Source organism: Bradyrhizobium sp. Unk1 (genome assembly GCF_059512345.1).
The window spans coordinates 342,220-358,459 of sequence record NZ_JCAMOP010000001.1; the positions used below are offsets into that span (position 1 = coordinate 342,220).

The following is a 16,240-nucleotide window of genomic DNA, read 5'->3' on the forward strand; positions in this document are numbered from 1 at the left end:
GCCTTGAAAGAGGCGGCCTTGAAAGTGGAAGGCGTCAGCCGGCCTTGTTCGGCGGCCACTCCTGGCGCTTGATCTTGCTGGTCCATTGCAGGAAGTCGGCGAGATCGTTCAGCTCCTGGTCGGTGAGGTTGAACTGCGGCATCTGGCGCCGGCCCTCCGCGCCCGAGGGCTGCGATTGCATCCAGGCCTTCAACGTCTCGCGCGCACCGGCCGGATCCTCATTGCCGCCCCAGCGATCCCAGACATTGCCGACTTCGGGGGCGAAATAGGCGCCCTCGCCCAGCAAAGTGTGGCAATTGATGCAGGAGTTCTTCTCCCAGACATGCTTGCCGCGCGCGACCGACGATGTCAGCGTGGCCGCGTCCGTCGAGGTCGTCGCCATATAGTAATGGCTGTGCGCCGTCAGCCCGATGAAGATGGCGAAGAAGAAGGCCGAGCCGCCGTAGAAGACGTTTCGAGCCGCCGACTTGGTCAGGCGTTCAGCCATTGCCAGTCCTTTCCGTTGTGAGTCCCGTCGTGAGGAAGCAGTGATGCTGTATCTTGCCGATTGGTGCCGACGGGTCTTTGTCCGGGCGCAATGAACGCTGCGTTGGCGGCGTCAGATCAATGCGACGACGGCGGAGGCGAGCCAGGCAACAAGCACCACGATGAGGATCCATGCACTCACCAGACCGCGCCAAAGCGCCGGCGCGGCCCCGAGATCCATGAAATCGAGCGCAATGCGGCGGCCCTTGATGGCGGCGAAGGTCAGCAACAAAGCGTCGCCGAGCAGCGGTCGCGGCACTAGCTGTGGCACCAGGATGGTCGCCAGCGCGAGGCCGATCAGCGCGATCCAGGTGATGTCGAGGCGATCGGGCATCATCACCGCAGCAGATAGAGAATCGGGAACATCACGATCCAGACCAGATCGACCATGTGCCAGAAGGCGGCCCCCGTCTCGACGCCCGATATGTCGGCGCGGCGGCAGACCACGGCGAGAATCACGATGCCGAGGCAGACGTGCAGGAGATGGAAGCCGGTCAGGAGGAAGTAGAGCGTGAAGAACGGGCTGGTCTCGAGGCCGATCCCGCGACCGATCTCTTCGGCATATTCGGTCAGCTTGATCGCGATGAAGAGGCCGCCGAGCGCTATGGCGGTTAGGAGCCATCGGCGCGAGGCTTGCTTCTCGCTGGTCCGCGCGGCCTTCGTAGCCCGGGCCGCAGCCCAGCCGCTGGTCACCAGCACGACGGTGTTGAGACCAGCGAGATTCGAATCTAGCACCGCCTGCCCCGCCGCGAACACTGCGGGGTGGATCGCGCGCGCGACCGTGAAGGCACCGAGAAACAGGCCGAAGGCGACGAGCTCACTGAAGATCAGCACCCAGATCATGGGATCGCCGGGGAGATCTTCCAGAATTCCCCAGCCGGTTCCCTGTTGCTCGCAATCGGCTGTCGACATCTGCTTTTTTGGATCAGGACACCGGGCAGATTTAGCTCAGGCGTCGCGATCCGAGTTTGTCGCCGGACAAACTCTGCAAACGCCGCGTCGTTTGTTTGCGCCGACGCAACGACCGGCCGGCCGGATCGCGCTACGAACCGCCTCAGGACTCCACGGAGTGGCGAGCGACGACATGAGCGATGCACAAATCGGACTGATGACCGCGACACCGATCATCATCGCCTTCGCCATCGCGCTCAGGCGCATGGGGGTGCTGTCGACTGTGGCAACCGTATCGGCGGTGAGCCTCTCCGTCGCGATCGCGGCGGTGCTGTTCACGACGCAGTAGCCGGGCACTACCGATGAGGAAACGATCAGCTATCGCCGGTCGGGCGCCATTCTCGGCAGGATGAGCTGAAACCGCGTCCCCGCGCCGGGCAGGCTCTCGAGCCGGAGCTGCCCACCCAACCGGTCGACGACGATGCTGTGCACGATATGCAGACCGAGGCCGCTGGCGCCGTCGTGCCGGCGCGTGGTGAAGAATGGGTCGAAGGCCCGCCGTTCCACATCGGGAGCCATGCCGCAGCCGTCATCAGCAAACAGCAGCTCAACGTGGTCATCATCGACCGCACGGAGCGAGACGTTGATCGTCCCGGTCTCACCATCGGAGAACGCGTGCGTCATCGCATTGACTGCGAGATTGGTGAGCACTTGGCCGAAAGGCCCGGGATAGCTGTCCATGGCGAGATTCGTTTCGCAGTGGAGGCTGAACGCGATGTCGCGCACCCGCCACTGCCGCTCGAACTGCGACAGAACCTGCCCGGTCAGCTCGCCTGCGTCAAAGCCGCGCCGAAGTGACTCGGTCTGGTCAGCCGCCACTTGCTTGAAGGATTGCACCCGCTCGGCGGCGCGACCGAGGTTCGTGACCAGCTGCGCGGACGCATCGCTGACCAGTTCCAGAAACCCTGTCAGTGTCGAGCGCTTGAGATTACCCCGCGCGACCTCCGCCGCGAACTGCTCCGCCTTGCGCTGGAGCGTCGATGCCACCGTCAGACTGCTGCCGAGCGGCGTGTTGATCTCGTGCGCGACACCGGCAACCATGCGCCCGAGCGCCGCAAGCTTTTCTGCCTCGATCAGGGTGTCCTGGATATCGCGCAGATGGCGAAGCGCGGTCTCAGCGGCGTCCCTGGCGCTGCGAATCTCCCGCTCGGCGCGCTTGCGTTCGGTGATCTCCTCCGCCGCCACGTTGACCGCGACAATCTCGCCATCCGGCATTCGCAGCGGGTGCCAATAGGTAACCCAGGAACGCTCCTCGACCCGATCGGCCCGCTGCCCCGCCACCTCGATACCGATCACGGGCTCGCCCGTCGCGACGATCGAGCGCACAATCTGCTCGACGGAATCCGCCAGGGCCGGCACGCAGTCCCTGACCGTATGTCCAAGATGGCCTTCGATGGATATGCCGCAGATCTCGGTCAGACGCTGGTTGATCAGCAAATAGCGGCAGTCCGGCGACAGACAGGCCAACCCGATCGGGGCGGTGTCGTAGATCAGCTGCAACGCCGGCAAAGTCGAGACCAGCATCACCTCCGAAGCCGGCGATGACCTCACTGTACTCGTCACTCGGGTTCCCCGTGGTCCCTTGCGTCGACCACATGAGATTAGCACAGAATTGGCGATCGGTTGATCTAGATCAAGAAGACGCGCCGGCGCCTATCGTTCCGAGGCTCTGGAGTGAATCGCCTCGTTCAAAACAGAACAAAGGCGCCGATCAATAAACCTGCAGCAAAGGAGCCTAGCCCGAGGGTGCAGGCGGAAACGATGCGCAAGAGGATGCGAAGCCGGCCCTCAAATTCATCGTCTGTCATCTCGTGGATATGAGCCGCCACTGGTGCTGCCCTGCCCGTGCCCTGCTCGGCCCCCCCGGATCTAGCCCCCAAATCATGGTCATCGCGAGGCATCGGTTCCGGTCGCGATGCCATGATCGAAATTGACGAAAATTGTAGTCGCCTGGCGGGGCGGCGCCAGAGCCTCCCCCGCGACGTGATTTTGCGCTTACCGCCGCTGATTATACACGTCGATGCAGACCGCCCCGAGCAGCACCAGGCCCTTGATGACCTGCTGATAGTCGATGCCGATGCCGAGGATGGACATGCCGTTGTTCATGACGCCCATGATCATGGCGCCGACCACGGCGCCGCCGACGCGCCCGACGCCGCCATAGGCCGAGGCGCCGCCGATGAAGCAGGCGGCGATGACGTCGAGCTCGAAGCCGAGACCGGCCTTGGGCGTTGCGGTGTTGAGACGCGCGGCAAAGACGAGGCCGGCCAGGGCTGCGAGCACGCCCATGTTGACGAAGGTGAGGAAGGTCAGCCGCTCGGTCTTGATGCCCGACAGGCTTGCCGCCTTGGCGTTGCCGCCGACCGCATAGATCTGCCGGCCGATTACGGTGCGGCGGGTGACGAAGCCGTAGAGCGCGATCAAGGCGCTCATGATCACCAGCACGTTCGGCAAGCCGCGATAGGTCGCGATCAGGTAGGTAAAGTAGAGCACGGCGCAGGCCAGCACCACGCTCTTGCCAAGGAAGAACGCATAAGGCTCGACCTCGATGCCATGCGACTGCTCGCGCGCGCGGCTCTTGGCGCTGGCGTAAACCAGCCCCAGCGCCAGCACGGCGCCGATCAGCATCGAGGTCGGATGCAGCGTGCCGGCTTCGGGCAGGAACTCCGGAATGAAGCCCGACGACAATTTCTGGAAGGTCGGCGGAAACGGCCCGAGCGACTGCCCCTGCAACACCGCGAGCGCAAGTCCCTTGAACACGAGCATGCCGGCCAGGGTCACGATGAAAGACGGTATCTTGAAATAGGCGACCCAATAGCCCTGCGCCGCGCCGATCGCAGCGCCGACCACGAGGCAGGCGATGAAGGCGAGCGTATAGTCGACCTTGTAGGTCACCATCAGCAGGGCGGCGACCGCGCCGACGAAGCCCGCGACCGAACCGACCGAGAGGTCGATATGGCCGGTGACGATCACGAGCAGCATGCCGAGCGCCATGATGACGATGTAGCTGTTCTGCAGCACCAGGTTGGTCAGGTTGAGCGGCTGCAGCAGCGTGCCGCCGGTCATGACCTGGAAGAACAGCATGATCGCGATCAGCGACATCAGCATGCCGTAATTGCGCAAATTGTTCTTGATGAAGCTGCCGTGCCGACGCTCCTCGGGCAGCGATACCGTCTTGTCGGTCATGGCTGCGATCCTCCCATCTCCGCGGCCTCAGGCACGCCGTTTCCATTGCTTCGTTCGTTGCGCATGATGGCGCGCATGATCTTCTCCTGCGTCGCCTCTGCGCCCTTGAATTCCCCGACGAAGGCGCCGTCGTTCATGACGCAGATGCGGTCGCAGATGCCGAGCAGCTCGGGCATCTCCGAGGAGATGACCACGACGCCGCGCCCGGCCTCCGCAAGCTCGTTGATGATACAGTAAATCTCGTATTTGGCACCCACGTCGATGCCCCGGGTCGGCTCGTCCAGGATCAGGACCTTGGGATCGGTCATCAGCCATTTCGACAGCACCACTTTCTGCTGGTTGCCGCCGGAGAGCTGGCCGGTCTCCTGGTACACGTCGGAGCAGCGGATGCGCATGCGGCTCCGGTAGTCGCTGGCGACCTTCAGCTCGGCGATGTCGTCGATCACCCGGCCGGGTGCGACCTGGTCGAGGCTGGCGAGCGTGATGTTCTTGCGGACGTCATCGGCCAGGATCAAGCCGAGCTGCTTCCGGTCCTCGGTGACATAGGCAAGGCCGGCGTCGATCGCGGCCGCAACGCTCGGCAGCACGATCTCCCTGCCCTCTAGCCGGATCCGGCCGCTGATAGTGGTACCCCAGGAGCGGCCGAACAGGCTCATGGCAAACTCGGTGCGGCCGGCGCCCATCAGCCCGGCAATGCCGACGACCTCGCCGCGCTTCACGCCGAAATTGACGTTCTTGATCACCTGCCGCTCGGGATGAATGGGGTGATAGACCGACCAGTTCTCGACGGTCAGGACGGGCTCGCCGATCTTGGCGCTGCGCTCGGGAAAGCGATGGGCGAGATCGCGGTTGACCATGCTGCGGATGATGCGGTCTTCCTGGATCGGCTCGGCACGGCAGTCGATGCCGTCGACGGTGCGGCCGTCGCGCAGCACGGTGATGTGGTCGGCGACCTTGGCGACCTCGTTGAGCTTGTGCGAGATCAGGATCGAGCCGATGCCCTGCTCGCGGAAGGCCATCAGGCGTTCGAGCAGCGCGGCGCTGTCGGCCTCGTTGAGGCTCGCGGTCGGCTCGTCCAGGATCAGCATCCGCACCCGCTTGGACAACGCCTTGGCAATCTCGACCAGCTGCTGCTTGCCGACGCCGAGGTCGGTGATCAGCGTATCCGGCGATTCCTTCAGGCCGACTTGCGCCAGCAGCTCGCGGGTGCGCCGGTAGACCTGATCGCGATCGATCACACCGAATTTTGACGGCGGATGCGACAGGAAGATGTTCTCCGCGATCGACATCAGCGGGATCAGCGCCAGCTCCTGGTGGATGATGATGATGCCGAGCGCCTCGGAATCGTTGATGTCACGGAAGCGGCGCTCCTCGCCCTCGAAGACGATGGTGCCCTCGTAGCTGCCGGCCGGGTAGACGCCACTGAGCACTTTCATCAGTGTGGATTTGCCGGCACCGTTCTCGCCCACGAGCGCGTGGATCTGCCCGGCGTGAACCGAGAAGTTGACGTCACGCAGAGCCTGCACGCCTGAAAAGCTCTTGCTGACGTTGCGCATCTCCAGCATGGCGGTCATCGTCGTTATCCCTAGTCCTTTGCTTCACCTCGCCCCGCCTGCGGAGAGAGGTCGATCGCGATGGAGAGTCTCCGCAAGGGCAACTGCCCGTGTGGAGAGAGCTCCTCACCCCAACCCTCTCCCCGCAAGAACGGGGAGAGGAAGAAGAGAGAGTCTTACTGGAACTGCGACTTCTTGTAGTAGCCGCTGTCGACCAGAACCTTCTCCCAATTGTCCTTGTAGACCACGACCGGCTTCAAGAGATAAGACGGCACCGTCTTGGCGCCGTTCTCGTAGGTCTTGGTGTCGTTGACGGTGACCTGCTTGCCGGCGAGCGCCGCGTCGACCATGTCGGCGGTCACCTTGGCGAGGTCGCGGGTGTCCTTGAAGATGGTCGAGTACTGATCACCGCGCAGCATCGCCTTGATCGAGGGCACCTCGGCATCCTGGCCCGAGATAACAGGCATCGGCTGGCCGGCGCTGCCATAACCGACGCCCTTCAGCGACGAGATGATGCCGATCGAGAGGCCGTCATACGGCGACAGCACCGCGTTGACCTTCTTGTTGCCGTAGTAGGCGCTGAGCAGGTTGTCCATGCGGGCCTGGGCGGTGGCGCCGTCCCAGCGGAGCGTCGCGACCTTGTCCATGCCCATCTGGCCGGAGACGACGACGAGCTTGCCGCTGTCGATGTACGGCTTCAGCACGCTCATCGCGCCGTTGTAGAAGAAGTAGGCGTTGTTGTCGTCGGGCGAGCCGCCGAATAGCTCGATGTTGAACGGGCCCTTGCCGTCCTTGAGGCCGAGCCCCTGCACGAGCGATTCCGCCTGCAGCACGCCGACCTGGAAATTGTCGAAGGTCGCGTAATAGTCGACGTTCGGCGTGCCGCGGATCAGGCGGTCATAGGCGATCACGGTGATGCCTTTTGCTTTCGCCTGCTTGAGCACGTCGGACAGCGTGGTGCCGTCGATCGCGGCGATCACCAGCGCCTTCGCGCCCTTGGTCACCATGTTCTCGACTTGCGAGAGCTGGTTCGGGATGTCGTCCTCGGCATATTGCAGGTCGGTGTTGTAGCCGCGCTCCTTCAGCACCTTGACCATGTTGTTGCCGTCGTCGATCCAGCGCGCCGACGATTTGGTCGGCATGGCGATGCCAACCGTCGCCTTGTCCTGGGCGGAGGCGGTGATGCCTGAGGCCATCGTCGCTGCGCCGGCCAGCGCCAGCGCGAGGAATGTCGTCTTCAGTTTCAGCATGTTTTACTCCCTTGGGTGTCAGACTGTTTCTTCGTTTCGTCGAGAACGTTGGTCGTGTGCGGCTTCGAGCCTCCTATGCGAGCTTGACGTCAGGCTCCGCGCGGCCACGCGCGGATGCCTGCAACAGGAAAGTGCAGCCGGCTTGCGGATCGGCGGCGCGCGCCGCCGCGTCCATATCCTGCCAGGCCGACGTGACGAGAAGGCGCGACAGATCTGGGCCGACGAAAGCCGGGCAGCTCGACTGCTTTGCCGGCACGCGCAGCGAGCGCAGGCGCTCGCCTTGCGGAGAGTAGACATCGATCCGGCCCGCACCCCAGCAGGCGTTCCAGATCTGCCCGTCGGCGTCGCACACCGAGCCGTCGAGCCCCCCGATGCCGGTGTGGCGCAACAGGACTTCCGGCTCGCCCCGCGGCAAGCCGGTGGCCGGATCAAGCGGAACGGCGCAGAGCACGGCGCGCGCGGTGTCGGCGAAGTAGCCGGTCGCACCATCAGGTGAAAAACAGATCGAATTGGGAATGGTGATGCGCGGGAACAGCATCGAGATCTTGCCGCGATGGAACGCGTAGATCGCTCCTGCTCCCGCCTCCGCATTGCGGCCCATGGTGCCGATCCAGAACGTGCCGGACTGATGCACACGGGCATCGTTGGAGCGCGTCGCGGGATTGTCGGCTTCAAGCGGGCAGACCAGCGTCATCGCGCCGTCGGCGAGCTTGCGGACGTAGAGGCCGTCTTCGGCGACAATCAACTGGCGCTCGGCGTCGATACGCCCGAGACCGCTCGCCATCCGGCCGAGCGCGTGGACGCGAATGCCGCCGCTGCCGAGATGCGCCTCGAACAGCCGCCCCTCGCGGATATCGAACCACCAGGCCGTGTCGGTGGCCAAATCATAGGTCGGCCCCTCGCCGAGATGGCATGGTTCGTCCGAGAGAACCGAGGTAGGCACCTCTTCCATCATAGCGTCCTCACTCCAAAGCGATAGACCGTGTGATGGCGGTAGACCTCGCCGGGATTGAGGCGCGGGCTCGGAAAATCCGGCCGGTTCGGCGCATCCGGCCAGATATGCGGCTCGAGACACATCGCATCCGACTGCCGGATGAGCTTGCCGCCCTTGCCCGAGATCGTGCCGTCGAGATAGTTGCCGGAATAGACCTGAAGGCCGGGCTGATCGGTCAGGAGCTCCATGATGCGCCCTGAACGCGGCGCCTCCAGCCGGGCCGCGAAAGCAAGCTTGCCGTCACGCCCGAGACAGTAGGTATGGTCGTAGCCCCTGCCGTTCCGCAATTGCTGATCGCTCTCGCGGATGCGCGCGCCGACGGCCTCGCCGTCGCGGAAGTCGAACGGCGTTCCGGTCACCGCGCGCGGCGGCTCAGGCAACGGAATGGCGGTGGGATCGATGGCGAGGAAACGCTCGGCGGCGACCGTCAGCTTGTGGTCGAGAATGGGCGTGCCTGAGGTCGCGCCTTCCAGATTGAAGAAGCTGTGATTGGTCAGGTTGACGATGGTCGGCCGGTCGGTTCGCGCCTCCATCGTCAGCGACAGCTCCGCCGGGCCGGTGACGCGATAGGTCAGGCGCACGTCGAGCCGGCCGGGGTAATTCTCTTCGCCATGCGGACTCGAATAGGTGAGCGTGACGCCCGGCTCCGCACCGTCGTCGATGCCGGCGATCTCCCAGAGCTTGCGATCGAACCCGTCGAGGCCGCCATGCAGCGCATTCGGACCGTTGTTGACCGGAAGCTGCACCGTTTCGCCGTCCAGCGAAAACCGTCCGTTGGCAATGCGGTTGGCATAGCGGCCGACGGTGGCACCGAAGAATTTTCGTTCGGCCAGATAGCCGGCGAACGCGTCATGGCCGAGCATGACGTCGTCGTAACCGCCTTTGGCGTCCGGCGCGATAAGCGCCTGGATCACTGCGCCATGGGTGATGATGCGGGCTTCGAACCCGCCCTCCCCGCGCAGCACGATGCGCTCGACGTTGCGGCCATCCGGTAGCGTTCCGAAGATGTCTTTTGTTATTTTTGCGCCAGCCATGTTCAGTCCACAAACGGTTCGACGATGTTGCGCCTGCCGAGCAGGAAGGCATCGGCAACGAGACGCAGCGGCGCCAGGTCGACGTCGCGCGCGCCGGTCGCGGTGAGCTTGACGAAGCGCCCGTACAGCTCGCGATATTCCTGATCGGGCGCCTCGGCAACGGTCTCGCCGTCGATTGCCATGCGCCGGCCGCCGCCCGACAACGTCATTCGGCCCTCCTCCGTTTCGACGACGATATCCCAACTCTGCGGTCCGGTCTGGCGGAAATCGAACTCAGCGGTCACAGGCAGGCCGCCAATGTCGGTCAGCGTCAGGTTCGCGGCGATCGGGGCCTGGCAATTGGCTGGAAAGGCCAGCTCGGCCGCGGTGACGAACACCGGCCGGGGCAGAATACGGGTCAGGATCGAGAGGGCGTTGATGCCGGGGTCGAACACGCCGAGCCCGCCCGGCTCCCAGATCCAGCCCTGCCCGGGATGCCAGACGCGAACGTCTTCCTTCCAGTTGATGTGCACGGACTTGATCCGCCGGGTGAGAAGCCACGCGCGCGCCGGCTCGACCGCGGGCGCATGGCGCGAATGCCAGGTCGCAAACAGCGTTCGCTTGGCCTCTTCCGCCATCGCGATCAGCGGGTCGAGCTCGGCAACACCGGTGCCGGGCGGCTTCTCCAGCATCACGTGCTTGCCGGCAGCGAGCGCCGCGGCAGCCTGGGCACGCCGCACCTGCGGCGGCGTGCAGAGCGAGACGGCATCGATCGGCGGTCCCTTTTCCAGCAGTTCCTCGATGGTCGCAAAATGCGGCACGCCCGGCAGCGATGCGTTGCGGCTCGCGACGGCCGCGAGCGTCGCGCCCGCCGTTGCGGCAATCGCACCGACATGCTGGTCGCGCGCGATCTTGCCGAAGCCGACGATGGCGATGCGAAGGTCTGTCACGCTTATTCTCCAGTATCTGCCGACGGCAGCGGCTCGGCCGGGGCTGTTACGATCACCGTGCCCTCGTGGCGGCGCATGCCGTTGTGAATGACATAGACCATGGCCTCGGACGCGGCGTCCGCGTCGCCCGCGGCGATGGCATCGACGATCTTCTGGTGCCAGAGCAGCACAGTGTCACGGTCCTCCGTCTCGACCGGAGCGCTGAGCAGGAACGAGGCGCGCAAGGCTGCCTCGATGACGTGCCCGATCGAGCGCATGAACAGATTGCCGGAGGCACGCGCCACGCCAACGTGAAGCGCAAGATCGGCATCGGCAAAGCCGACCGAGTCGGAGGCTTCACGCCGCATGCGATCCATGCTGCGGCGGAGCTCGGCGACGTCCTCCTCGGACCGCTGCACTGCGGCAAGCATGGCCGCGCGCGGCTCGACCGCGAGACGAATCTCGGCGAGGTCGTTGAGGAAGCGCTTGTCGATGCCGGCGTCCAGATGCCAAGCCAGCACGTCGGCGTCGAACATGTTCCAGGCAGCGCGCTCGCGCACGACCGTGCCGACCCGCGCCTTGGTGGTGAGCAGGCCCTTGGCCACCAGGGTCTTCACGCTCTCGCGCAGCACCGGCCGCGACACGCCGAACATCGCAATCATCTCGGCATCACCAGGCAGGCGCGTTCCCTCGGCGTAGCGGCCGGCGATGATGTCGACGCCGATCGAGCGGGCCACTTCCGCATGGTTGGAGTGAGCCCGGCGCGTCGGGATGACGACGATGCGCGACGTCATGTGGCTGCTCCTGCGCGCTTTGCCGCCGGCCGCCGCGCGAGCGCGACCAGTCCTTGCTGCAAGGCGATGAAGGCGAACAGTAGCACGCCGGTCGCGATCTTGGTCCACCAGCTCGACAGCGTTCCGTCGAAATTGATGTAGGTCTGGATCAGGCCCTGGATCAGCACGCCGAGGAAGGTGCCGATCACCGAGCCCTGCCCGCCCGTGAGCAGCGTGCCGCCGATCACGACGGCCGCGATGGTGTCGAGCTCGACGCCGACTGCGGAGAGCGAATAGCCGGCGCTGGTGTAGAACGAGAAGACGATGCCGGCGATGCCCGCGAGCAGGCTCGACAGCATGTAGATCTTCACCGTCATCTTGCCGACGGCAACGCCCATCAGGCTCGCGGTCGCCCGGCTGCCGCCGAGCGCATAGACATTGGCGCCGAACCGGGTGAGATGCAGCAGCAGCGCGCCGCCGATCACGATCACGAGCATGATGATCGCGATCGCCGTCAATCGCCCTCCGCCGGGCATCCGCAGCGCGAAGTCCGACACGGTGGAATAGACCGGCGCGGTGATCGGCACCGATTCCGTCGAGAGCAAGAAGCTCGCGCCGCGGGCCAGGAACATCCCCGCCAGCGTCACGATGAACGGCGGCAGGTCGAAGACATGGATCACCGCGCCCATCGCCGCTCCAAAGGCCGCCGAGAGCGCGAGGATCGCGACGAAGGCAAGCAGCGGCGGCACGCCCCAGCGCTCGATCGCAAGCGCGACGAACACCGTGGTGAAACCGATCACCGAGCCGACCGAGAGGTCGATGCCGCCTGAGATGATGACGAAGGTCATGCCGGTCGCGACGATGCCGAGAAAGGCGTTGTCGGTGAGGAGATTGCCGACCACGCGGGTCGAGGCGATGTTGGGGAATTGCACGGCGCACAGCGCAAAGCCGGCAACGAGCACGATGGCGGTGATGAGGACGGGCGGCAGGCCTTTCATGCTTTGGACCTCCGCAGCCGCGCGGCGATCCCGGCAATCCCCGAAAATTTCGGCGATTGCAGCAGCAGTACCGTCATCACCACCACCGCTTTGACCAGCAAATTGAACTCCGGTGGATAGCCCGACAGCAGAATGCCGGTGTTCATGGTCTGGATGATCAACGCACCGAGCACGGCCAGCACGAGGCTGAAGCGGCCGCCGAACAGGGAGGTGCCGCCGATCACCACCGCGAGGATGGCGTCGAGCTCGAGCCAGAGGCCGGCATTGTTGGCGTCCGCGCCCATGATGTCGGCCGCCGCGATCACGCCGGCGAGCGCGGCGCAGATGCCGCACCAGACGTAGACCGCCAGGATCATCGCGCGCGTGCCGACGCCGGCAAGCTCGCTCGCCCGCGCGTTGCCGCCGGTCGCCTCGATCAGCAGTCCGAGCGCCGAGCCGCGCACCACCGCGCCGGTGAGAATCAGCATGCCCAAGGCGATCGCGACCGGCATCGGCACGCCGAGCACCGCGCCATTGCCAAGCCAGACCAGATCCGGCGAGGAGAAGGTCACGATACGCCCCTCGGTAATGAGCTGCGCGATGCCGCGTCCCGCCACCATCAGGATCAGCGTCGCCACGATCGGCTGCATGCCGAGCACCGCGACGAGAAATCCGTTCCACAATCCGCAGATCAGGCCAGCGCCGAGCGCGGCCGCGAGGACAACGGCCAGACTGTGCGTGTCGGCAAGGCTCGCCGCGATCGCACCCGAGATGGCCATGACCGCACCGACCGACAGATCGATGCCACGCGTCGCGATCACCAGCACCATGCCGAGCGACAGCAGCGCCACCGGTGTGCCGCGGTTGAGCACGTCGATCAGGCTGCCGAACAGACGGCCGTCCTGGAGGCGCAGATCGAAGAATTGCGGTGACACGATGCGATCGACCGCCAGGATGACGATCAGCGCGAGGATCTGGGCAAGGCCGCGGCGCGGCAACAGCGCTGTCATGTGTGGGCCTCGAGCGCAACAGCGACGCTATCGGCGGCAATGGCGGCGAGAATGTTGCCGACGTCGATCGCCTCGCCCGCGAGCTCCTCGACATGGGCGCGGTCGCGCAACACGACCACGCGGTCGGAATAGGTCACGATCTCATCCAGCTCGGAGGAGATCACGAGCAGCGCCAGCCCGTCGTCGCAGAGCTCGCGGATCAGGCGGATGATCTCGGCATGCGCGCCGACGTCGATGCCGCGGGTCGGCTCGTCCAGCACCAGGAGGCGCGGCGAGGTCGCGAGCCAGCGTGCCAGCAGAACCTTTTGCTGATTGCCGCCGGACAGCAGCCCCACGGCGCGCTCCGGATCGGGCGGGCGAATGTCGAGCATCCTGACGTAGCGGCTTGCGATCTCGTCCTGCTCGCGGCGCGACAGCGGCCGGTGCAGGCCGCGCTTGGCCTGGAGCGCGAGCACGATGTTCTCGCGCACGGTGAGCTCGGCGACGATGCCGTCGGTCTTGCGCTCCTCCGGGCAATAGCCAAAACCGTGGCGCACGCCGTCGCGCGGCGACTGCAGCCGCACGGGCGCCCCCTCCACCGTCGCCTGCCCGCCATCGGCGCGCTCGGCGCCGAACACCAGCCGCGCCGTTTCGGTCCTGCCCGAGCCGAGCAGGCCGGCGAGACCTACGACCTCGCCATGGCGCAGCTCGAGATTGAACGGCGCGACATAGCCGGCTTTGCCGTAGTTCTCGAAACTCGCGCAGACCTCGCGCGCCCGATGCTCTCCCGCCGATGCGCGGGCGCTGGTGGTCTCGGCCAGCTCGCGGCCGAGCATCATCCGGATTAGCTCGAGCCGCGGCAGCGAGGCGGTCTCACGCTCGCCGACCAGGCGGCCGTTGCGCAACACCGTGATGCGGTCGGAGATCTCGTAGACCTGATCGAGGAAGTGGCTGACGAACACGATGCCGATGCCGCGCTTGGCGAGCTGGCGCATGATGCCGAACAGGATCTCGACCTCGTGGCAGTCGAGGCTCGCCGTGGGCTCGTCCAGGATCAGCACGCGCGCGGAGAGATCGACGGCCCGCGCAATCGCGGTGACGTGCTGGATGGCGACGGAATAGCTACCGAGTGCTGCTGCGACGTCGATATCGAGGCCGAAGTCCGTGAGCAGCGCCTTGGCGCGACGCCGCATCTCGCCTTCACGCACGATGCCGAAGCGCATCGGCTGTCGGTCGAGGAACAGGTTCTGCGCGACCGAGAGATTCGGCAGCAGATTGACCTCCTGGTAGACGGTGGCGATGCCGGCCTGGAGCGCGGCCTTGGCCGAGCGCGGCGCGACCTCTTCACCGCCCAGCCTGACGATACCTGCATCGCGCGGGAATACGCCGGTGATCACCTTGATCAGCGTAGACTTGCCGGCGCCGTTCTCGCCGAGCAGCGCATGAATCTCGCCCGCACGAAGCGTGAAGTCGACCTCCTGCAACGCACGCACAGCACCGAAGCTTTTGCTGATCCCGCGCACCTCCAGCAGGGAAGGAGCAGGATCGGGGCTGTTCTCCATAACGACGTCACTCCCACCGGCGCCCGCTTGTGATGCGGGCACCCAGCCTATTCGTTCGCGCAGCGGATTCGAAGGGGGCTTGCACCGCCGGGCCACAGCGAGCGGTCCGGCGGTGCGGCACGCCTCAGTAACCGAGGCCCTTCTTGCTGTCGTAGACCTTCTGCGGATCGTCGGCCGCGGTATAGAGCTTGGAGTCGGTCTGGATCCACTTGGGCGGAACGGTGCCCTTGGCCTTGAAGGCCGCGATGGCATCGAGCGCGGGGCCGGCCATGTTCGGCGTCAGCTCGACGGTGGCATTGGCTTCGCCGGCGGCCATCGCCTTGAAGATGTCGGGGACCGCGTCGATCGAGACGGTGAGGATCTCCTTGCCGGGCTTGAGGCCGGCTTCCTTCATCGCCTGGATCGCGCCGACCATCATGTCGTCATTGTGCGCATAGACGGCGCAGATCGACTTGCCGCCGCCTTCGGCCTTGATGAAGCTCTCCATCACCTCCTTGCCCTTGGCGCGGGTGAAGTCGCCGGTCTGGCTGCGCACCACCTTGAGGTTCGCATGCTTGGCGATGGCGGTGTCAAAGCCCTTCTTGCGGTTGGCGGCGACGCTGGCGCCGACGGTGCCCTGCAATTCGACGACGTTGCAGGCCTTAGCCCCGACGGTCTTGGCCAGCCAGTCGCCGGCAACCTCGCCTTCATGCACGCTGTCGGAGGTCACGGCGGTGAGATAGAGCTCCTTGCCGGAGGGATCGATGTCGCGGTCGAGCAGCACGACCGGGATCTTGGCCTCCTTGGCTTCCTTCAGCACCGAGTCCCAACCGGTCGAGACCACGGGTGCAAGGAAGATCGCATCGACGTTCTGCGCGATGAAGGAGCGGATCGCCTTGATCTGGTTCTCCTGCTTCTGCTGGGCGTCGGCGATCTTGAGATTGACCTTGCGCTTGGCGGCCTCCTGCTTGGAGACCGATGTCTCGGCCGCGCGCCAACCGGATTCCGATCCGATCTGCGAGAAGCCGATGGTGAGCTCGGCGGCGCTGGCCGGCAGCGCGAGCAGCAACGCGGCCGTGGCGCTGGCCGCAAAGAGGGCTTTGAGGGTCATCAGGCGTGTCTCCCAAGAAGTCATCTTGTGTTATCTCGGGCGCCGATCGGTAGCATGGCACCCGCAGGCCGGCCCTTGAGGCGGCGGGAGGGACTATTTCACGGAAGATGAGTTCCGACTAGTCATATTATTTGACTATTTGCGCGAAATTTCGATTTGGCGCGATGGACGGTTCAATGACACGCCCAGCGCGATTTTGTTCCGTGGATGCAACGGGGAGATGAAGGAGCATATGCGGCTCGCGACCTCTCCTCCACGTCATTGCGAGCGCAGCGAAGCAATCCAGAATCTGTCCGGGGTGGGACTCTGGATTGCTTCGCTGCGCTCGCAATGACGCTGTGGATGGAGTTCGGCGTAGGTCGACCAAATCGACTCGCGGAGAGTCCGCCTCACCCGGACTGCATCTTCGATGCAATCCGGCTTCTCCCCGCGTGCGGGGAGAGGCGAA

At 65.1% G+C, this 16,240-nt stretch carries 16 protein-coding genes; 1 reads left to right on the plus strand and 15 read right to left on the minus strand.

The genetic code is table 11. The features are described from left to right. Positions 1-34: 34 nt before the first annotated feature. From AC5ZFO_RS01410 to AC5ZFO_RS01420, 3 genes are all read right to left on the minus strand, one after another. The gene (locus tag AC5ZFO_RS01410; protein ID WP_071915501.1) at positions 35-487 is read right to left on the minus strand and encodes a c-type cytochrome; all 453 of its coding nucleotides are present in this window, start codon (positions 485-487) and stop codon (positions 35-37) included. Between the two features lie 111 nt (positions 488-598). Next, complete coding sequence (locus AC5ZFO_RS01415; RefSeq protein ID WP_282518654.1) at positions 599-859, minus strand: cytochrome C oxidase subunit IV family protein; 261 nt, start codon at positions 857-859, stop codon at positions 599-601. A 2-nt stretch (positions 860-861) separates the two neighbouring features. Further along, positions 862-1,437 carry a cytochrome c oxidase subunit 3 family protein gene (locus tag AC5ZFO_RS01420; protein WP_282518655.1) on the minus strand — a complete coding sequence of 192 codons (576 nt, stop codon included), beginning with the start codon at positions 1,435-1,437 and terminating at the stop codon, positions 862-864. Between the two features lie 172 nt (positions 1,438-1,609). Between AC5ZFO_RS01420 and AC5ZFO_RS01425 the strand changes: the two genes are divergently transcribed. Then, positions 1,610-1,765, plus strand: a complete 156-nt coding sequence (locus tag AC5ZFO_RS01425) for a hypothetical protein (protein WP_091892367.1) — start codon at positions 1,610-1,612, stop codon at positions 1,763-1,765. A gap of 29 nt (positions 1,766-1,794) precedes the next feature. On the opposite strand, the gene AC5ZFO_RS01430 is transcribed toward AC5ZFO_RS01425, so the two are convergent. The 12 genes from AC5ZFO_RS01430 to ytfQ all read right to left on the minus strand — a co-directional run bounded on the left by AC5ZFO_RS01430 (position 1,795) and on the right by ytfQ (position 15,792). Continuing rightward, positions 1,795-3,000 (minus strand): sensor histidine kinase, encoded by a 1,206-nt coding sequence (locus tag AC5ZFO_RS01430; RefSeq protein WP_282518656.1) that lies wholly within the window; start codon positions 2,998-3,000, stop codon positions 1,795-1,797. 471 nt (positions 3,001-3,471) lie between these two features. Next, positions 3,472-4,662: a multiple monosaccharide ABC transporter permease gene (gene mmsB, locus AC5ZFO_RS01435; RefSeq protein WP_085399414.1), complete on the minus strand. Its 1,191-nt coding sequence runs from the start codon at positions 4,660-4,662 to the stop codon at positions 3,472-3,474. Beyond that, positions 4,659-6,236: a multiple monosaccharide ABC transporter ATP-binding protein gene (gene mmsA, locus AC5ZFO_RS01440; RefSeq protein ID WP_282518657.1), complete on the minus strand. Its 1,578-nt coding sequence runs from the start codon at positions 6,234-6,236 to the stop codon at positions 4,659-4,661. Before mmsA ends, mmsB begins: the two co-directional genes overlap by 4 nt. Before the next feature lie 155 nt (positions 6,237-6,391). Then, entirely contained in the window at positions 6,392-7,465 is a 1,074-nt protein-coding gene (chvE, locus tag AC5ZFO_RS01445) for a multiple monosaccharide ABC transporter substrate-binding protein (protein ID WP_282518658.1), read from the minus strand. A 73-nt stretch (positions 7,466-7,538) separates the two neighbouring features. Beyond that, positions 7,539-8,417, minus strand: coding sequence for an SMP-30/gluconolactonase/LRE family protein (locus AC5ZFO_RS01450; protein ID WP_282518659.1), 879 nt, complete (start codon positions 8,415-8,417; stop codon positions 7,539-7,541). After that, positions 8,417-9,493 (minus strand): aldose epimerase family protein, encoded by a 1,077-nt coding sequence (locus AC5ZFO_RS01455; RefSeq protein ID WP_282518661.1) that lies wholly within the window; start codon positions 9,491-9,493, stop codon positions 8,417-8,419. The genes AC5ZFO_RS01450 and AC5ZFO_RS01455 overlap by 1 nt, the downstream gene beginning before the upstream one ends. A 2-nt stretch (positions 9,494-9,495) precedes the next feature. Further along, positions 9,496-10,422, minus strand: a complete 927-nt coding sequence (locus AC5ZFO_RS01460) for a Gfo/Idh/MocA family protein (protein WP_282518663.1) — start codon at positions 10,420-10,422, stop codon at positions 9,496-9,498. A 2-nt stretch (positions 10,423-10,424) separates the two neighbouring features. Next, complete coding sequence (locus AC5ZFO_RS01465; RefSeq protein WP_282518664.1) at positions 10,425-11,195, minus strand: FadR/GntR family transcriptional regulator; 771 nt, start codon at positions 11,193-11,195, stop codon at positions 10,425-10,427. Continuing rightward, entirely contained in the window at positions 11,192-12,172 is a 981-nt protein-coding gene (gene yjfF, locus AC5ZFO_RS01470) for a galactofuranose ABC transporter, permease protein YjfF (RefSeq protein WP_282518665.1), read from the minus strand. The genes AC5ZFO_RS01465 and yjfF overlap by 4 nt, the downstream gene beginning before the upstream one ends. After that, on the minus strand, positions 12,169-13,161 hold the full coding sequence (locus AC5ZFO_RS01475) for an ABC transporter permease (RefSeq protein ID WP_038956311.1): 993 nt from the start codon (positions 13,159-13,161) through the stop codon (positions 12,169-12,171). The genes yjfF and AC5ZFO_RS01475 overlap by 4 nt, the downstream gene beginning before the upstream one ends. After that, positions 13,158-14,702, minus strand: a complete 1,545-nt coding sequence (locus tag AC5ZFO_RS01480; protein WP_496121135.1) for a sugar ABC transporter ATP-binding protein — start codon at positions 14,700-14,702, stop codon at positions 13,158-13,160. The genes AC5ZFO_RS01475 and AC5ZFO_RS01480 overlap by 4 nt, the downstream gene beginning before the upstream one ends. A gap of 124 nt (positions 14,703-14,826) precedes the next feature. Continuing rightward, positions 14,827-15,792 (minus strand): galactofuranose ABC transporter, galactofuranose-binding protein YtfQ, encoded by a 966-nt coding sequence (gene ytfQ, locus AC5ZFO_RS01485; RefSeq protein ID WP_282518667.1) that lies wholly within the window; start codon positions 15,790-15,792, stop codon positions 14,827-14,829. Positions 15,793-16,240: the final 448 nt, after the last annotated feature.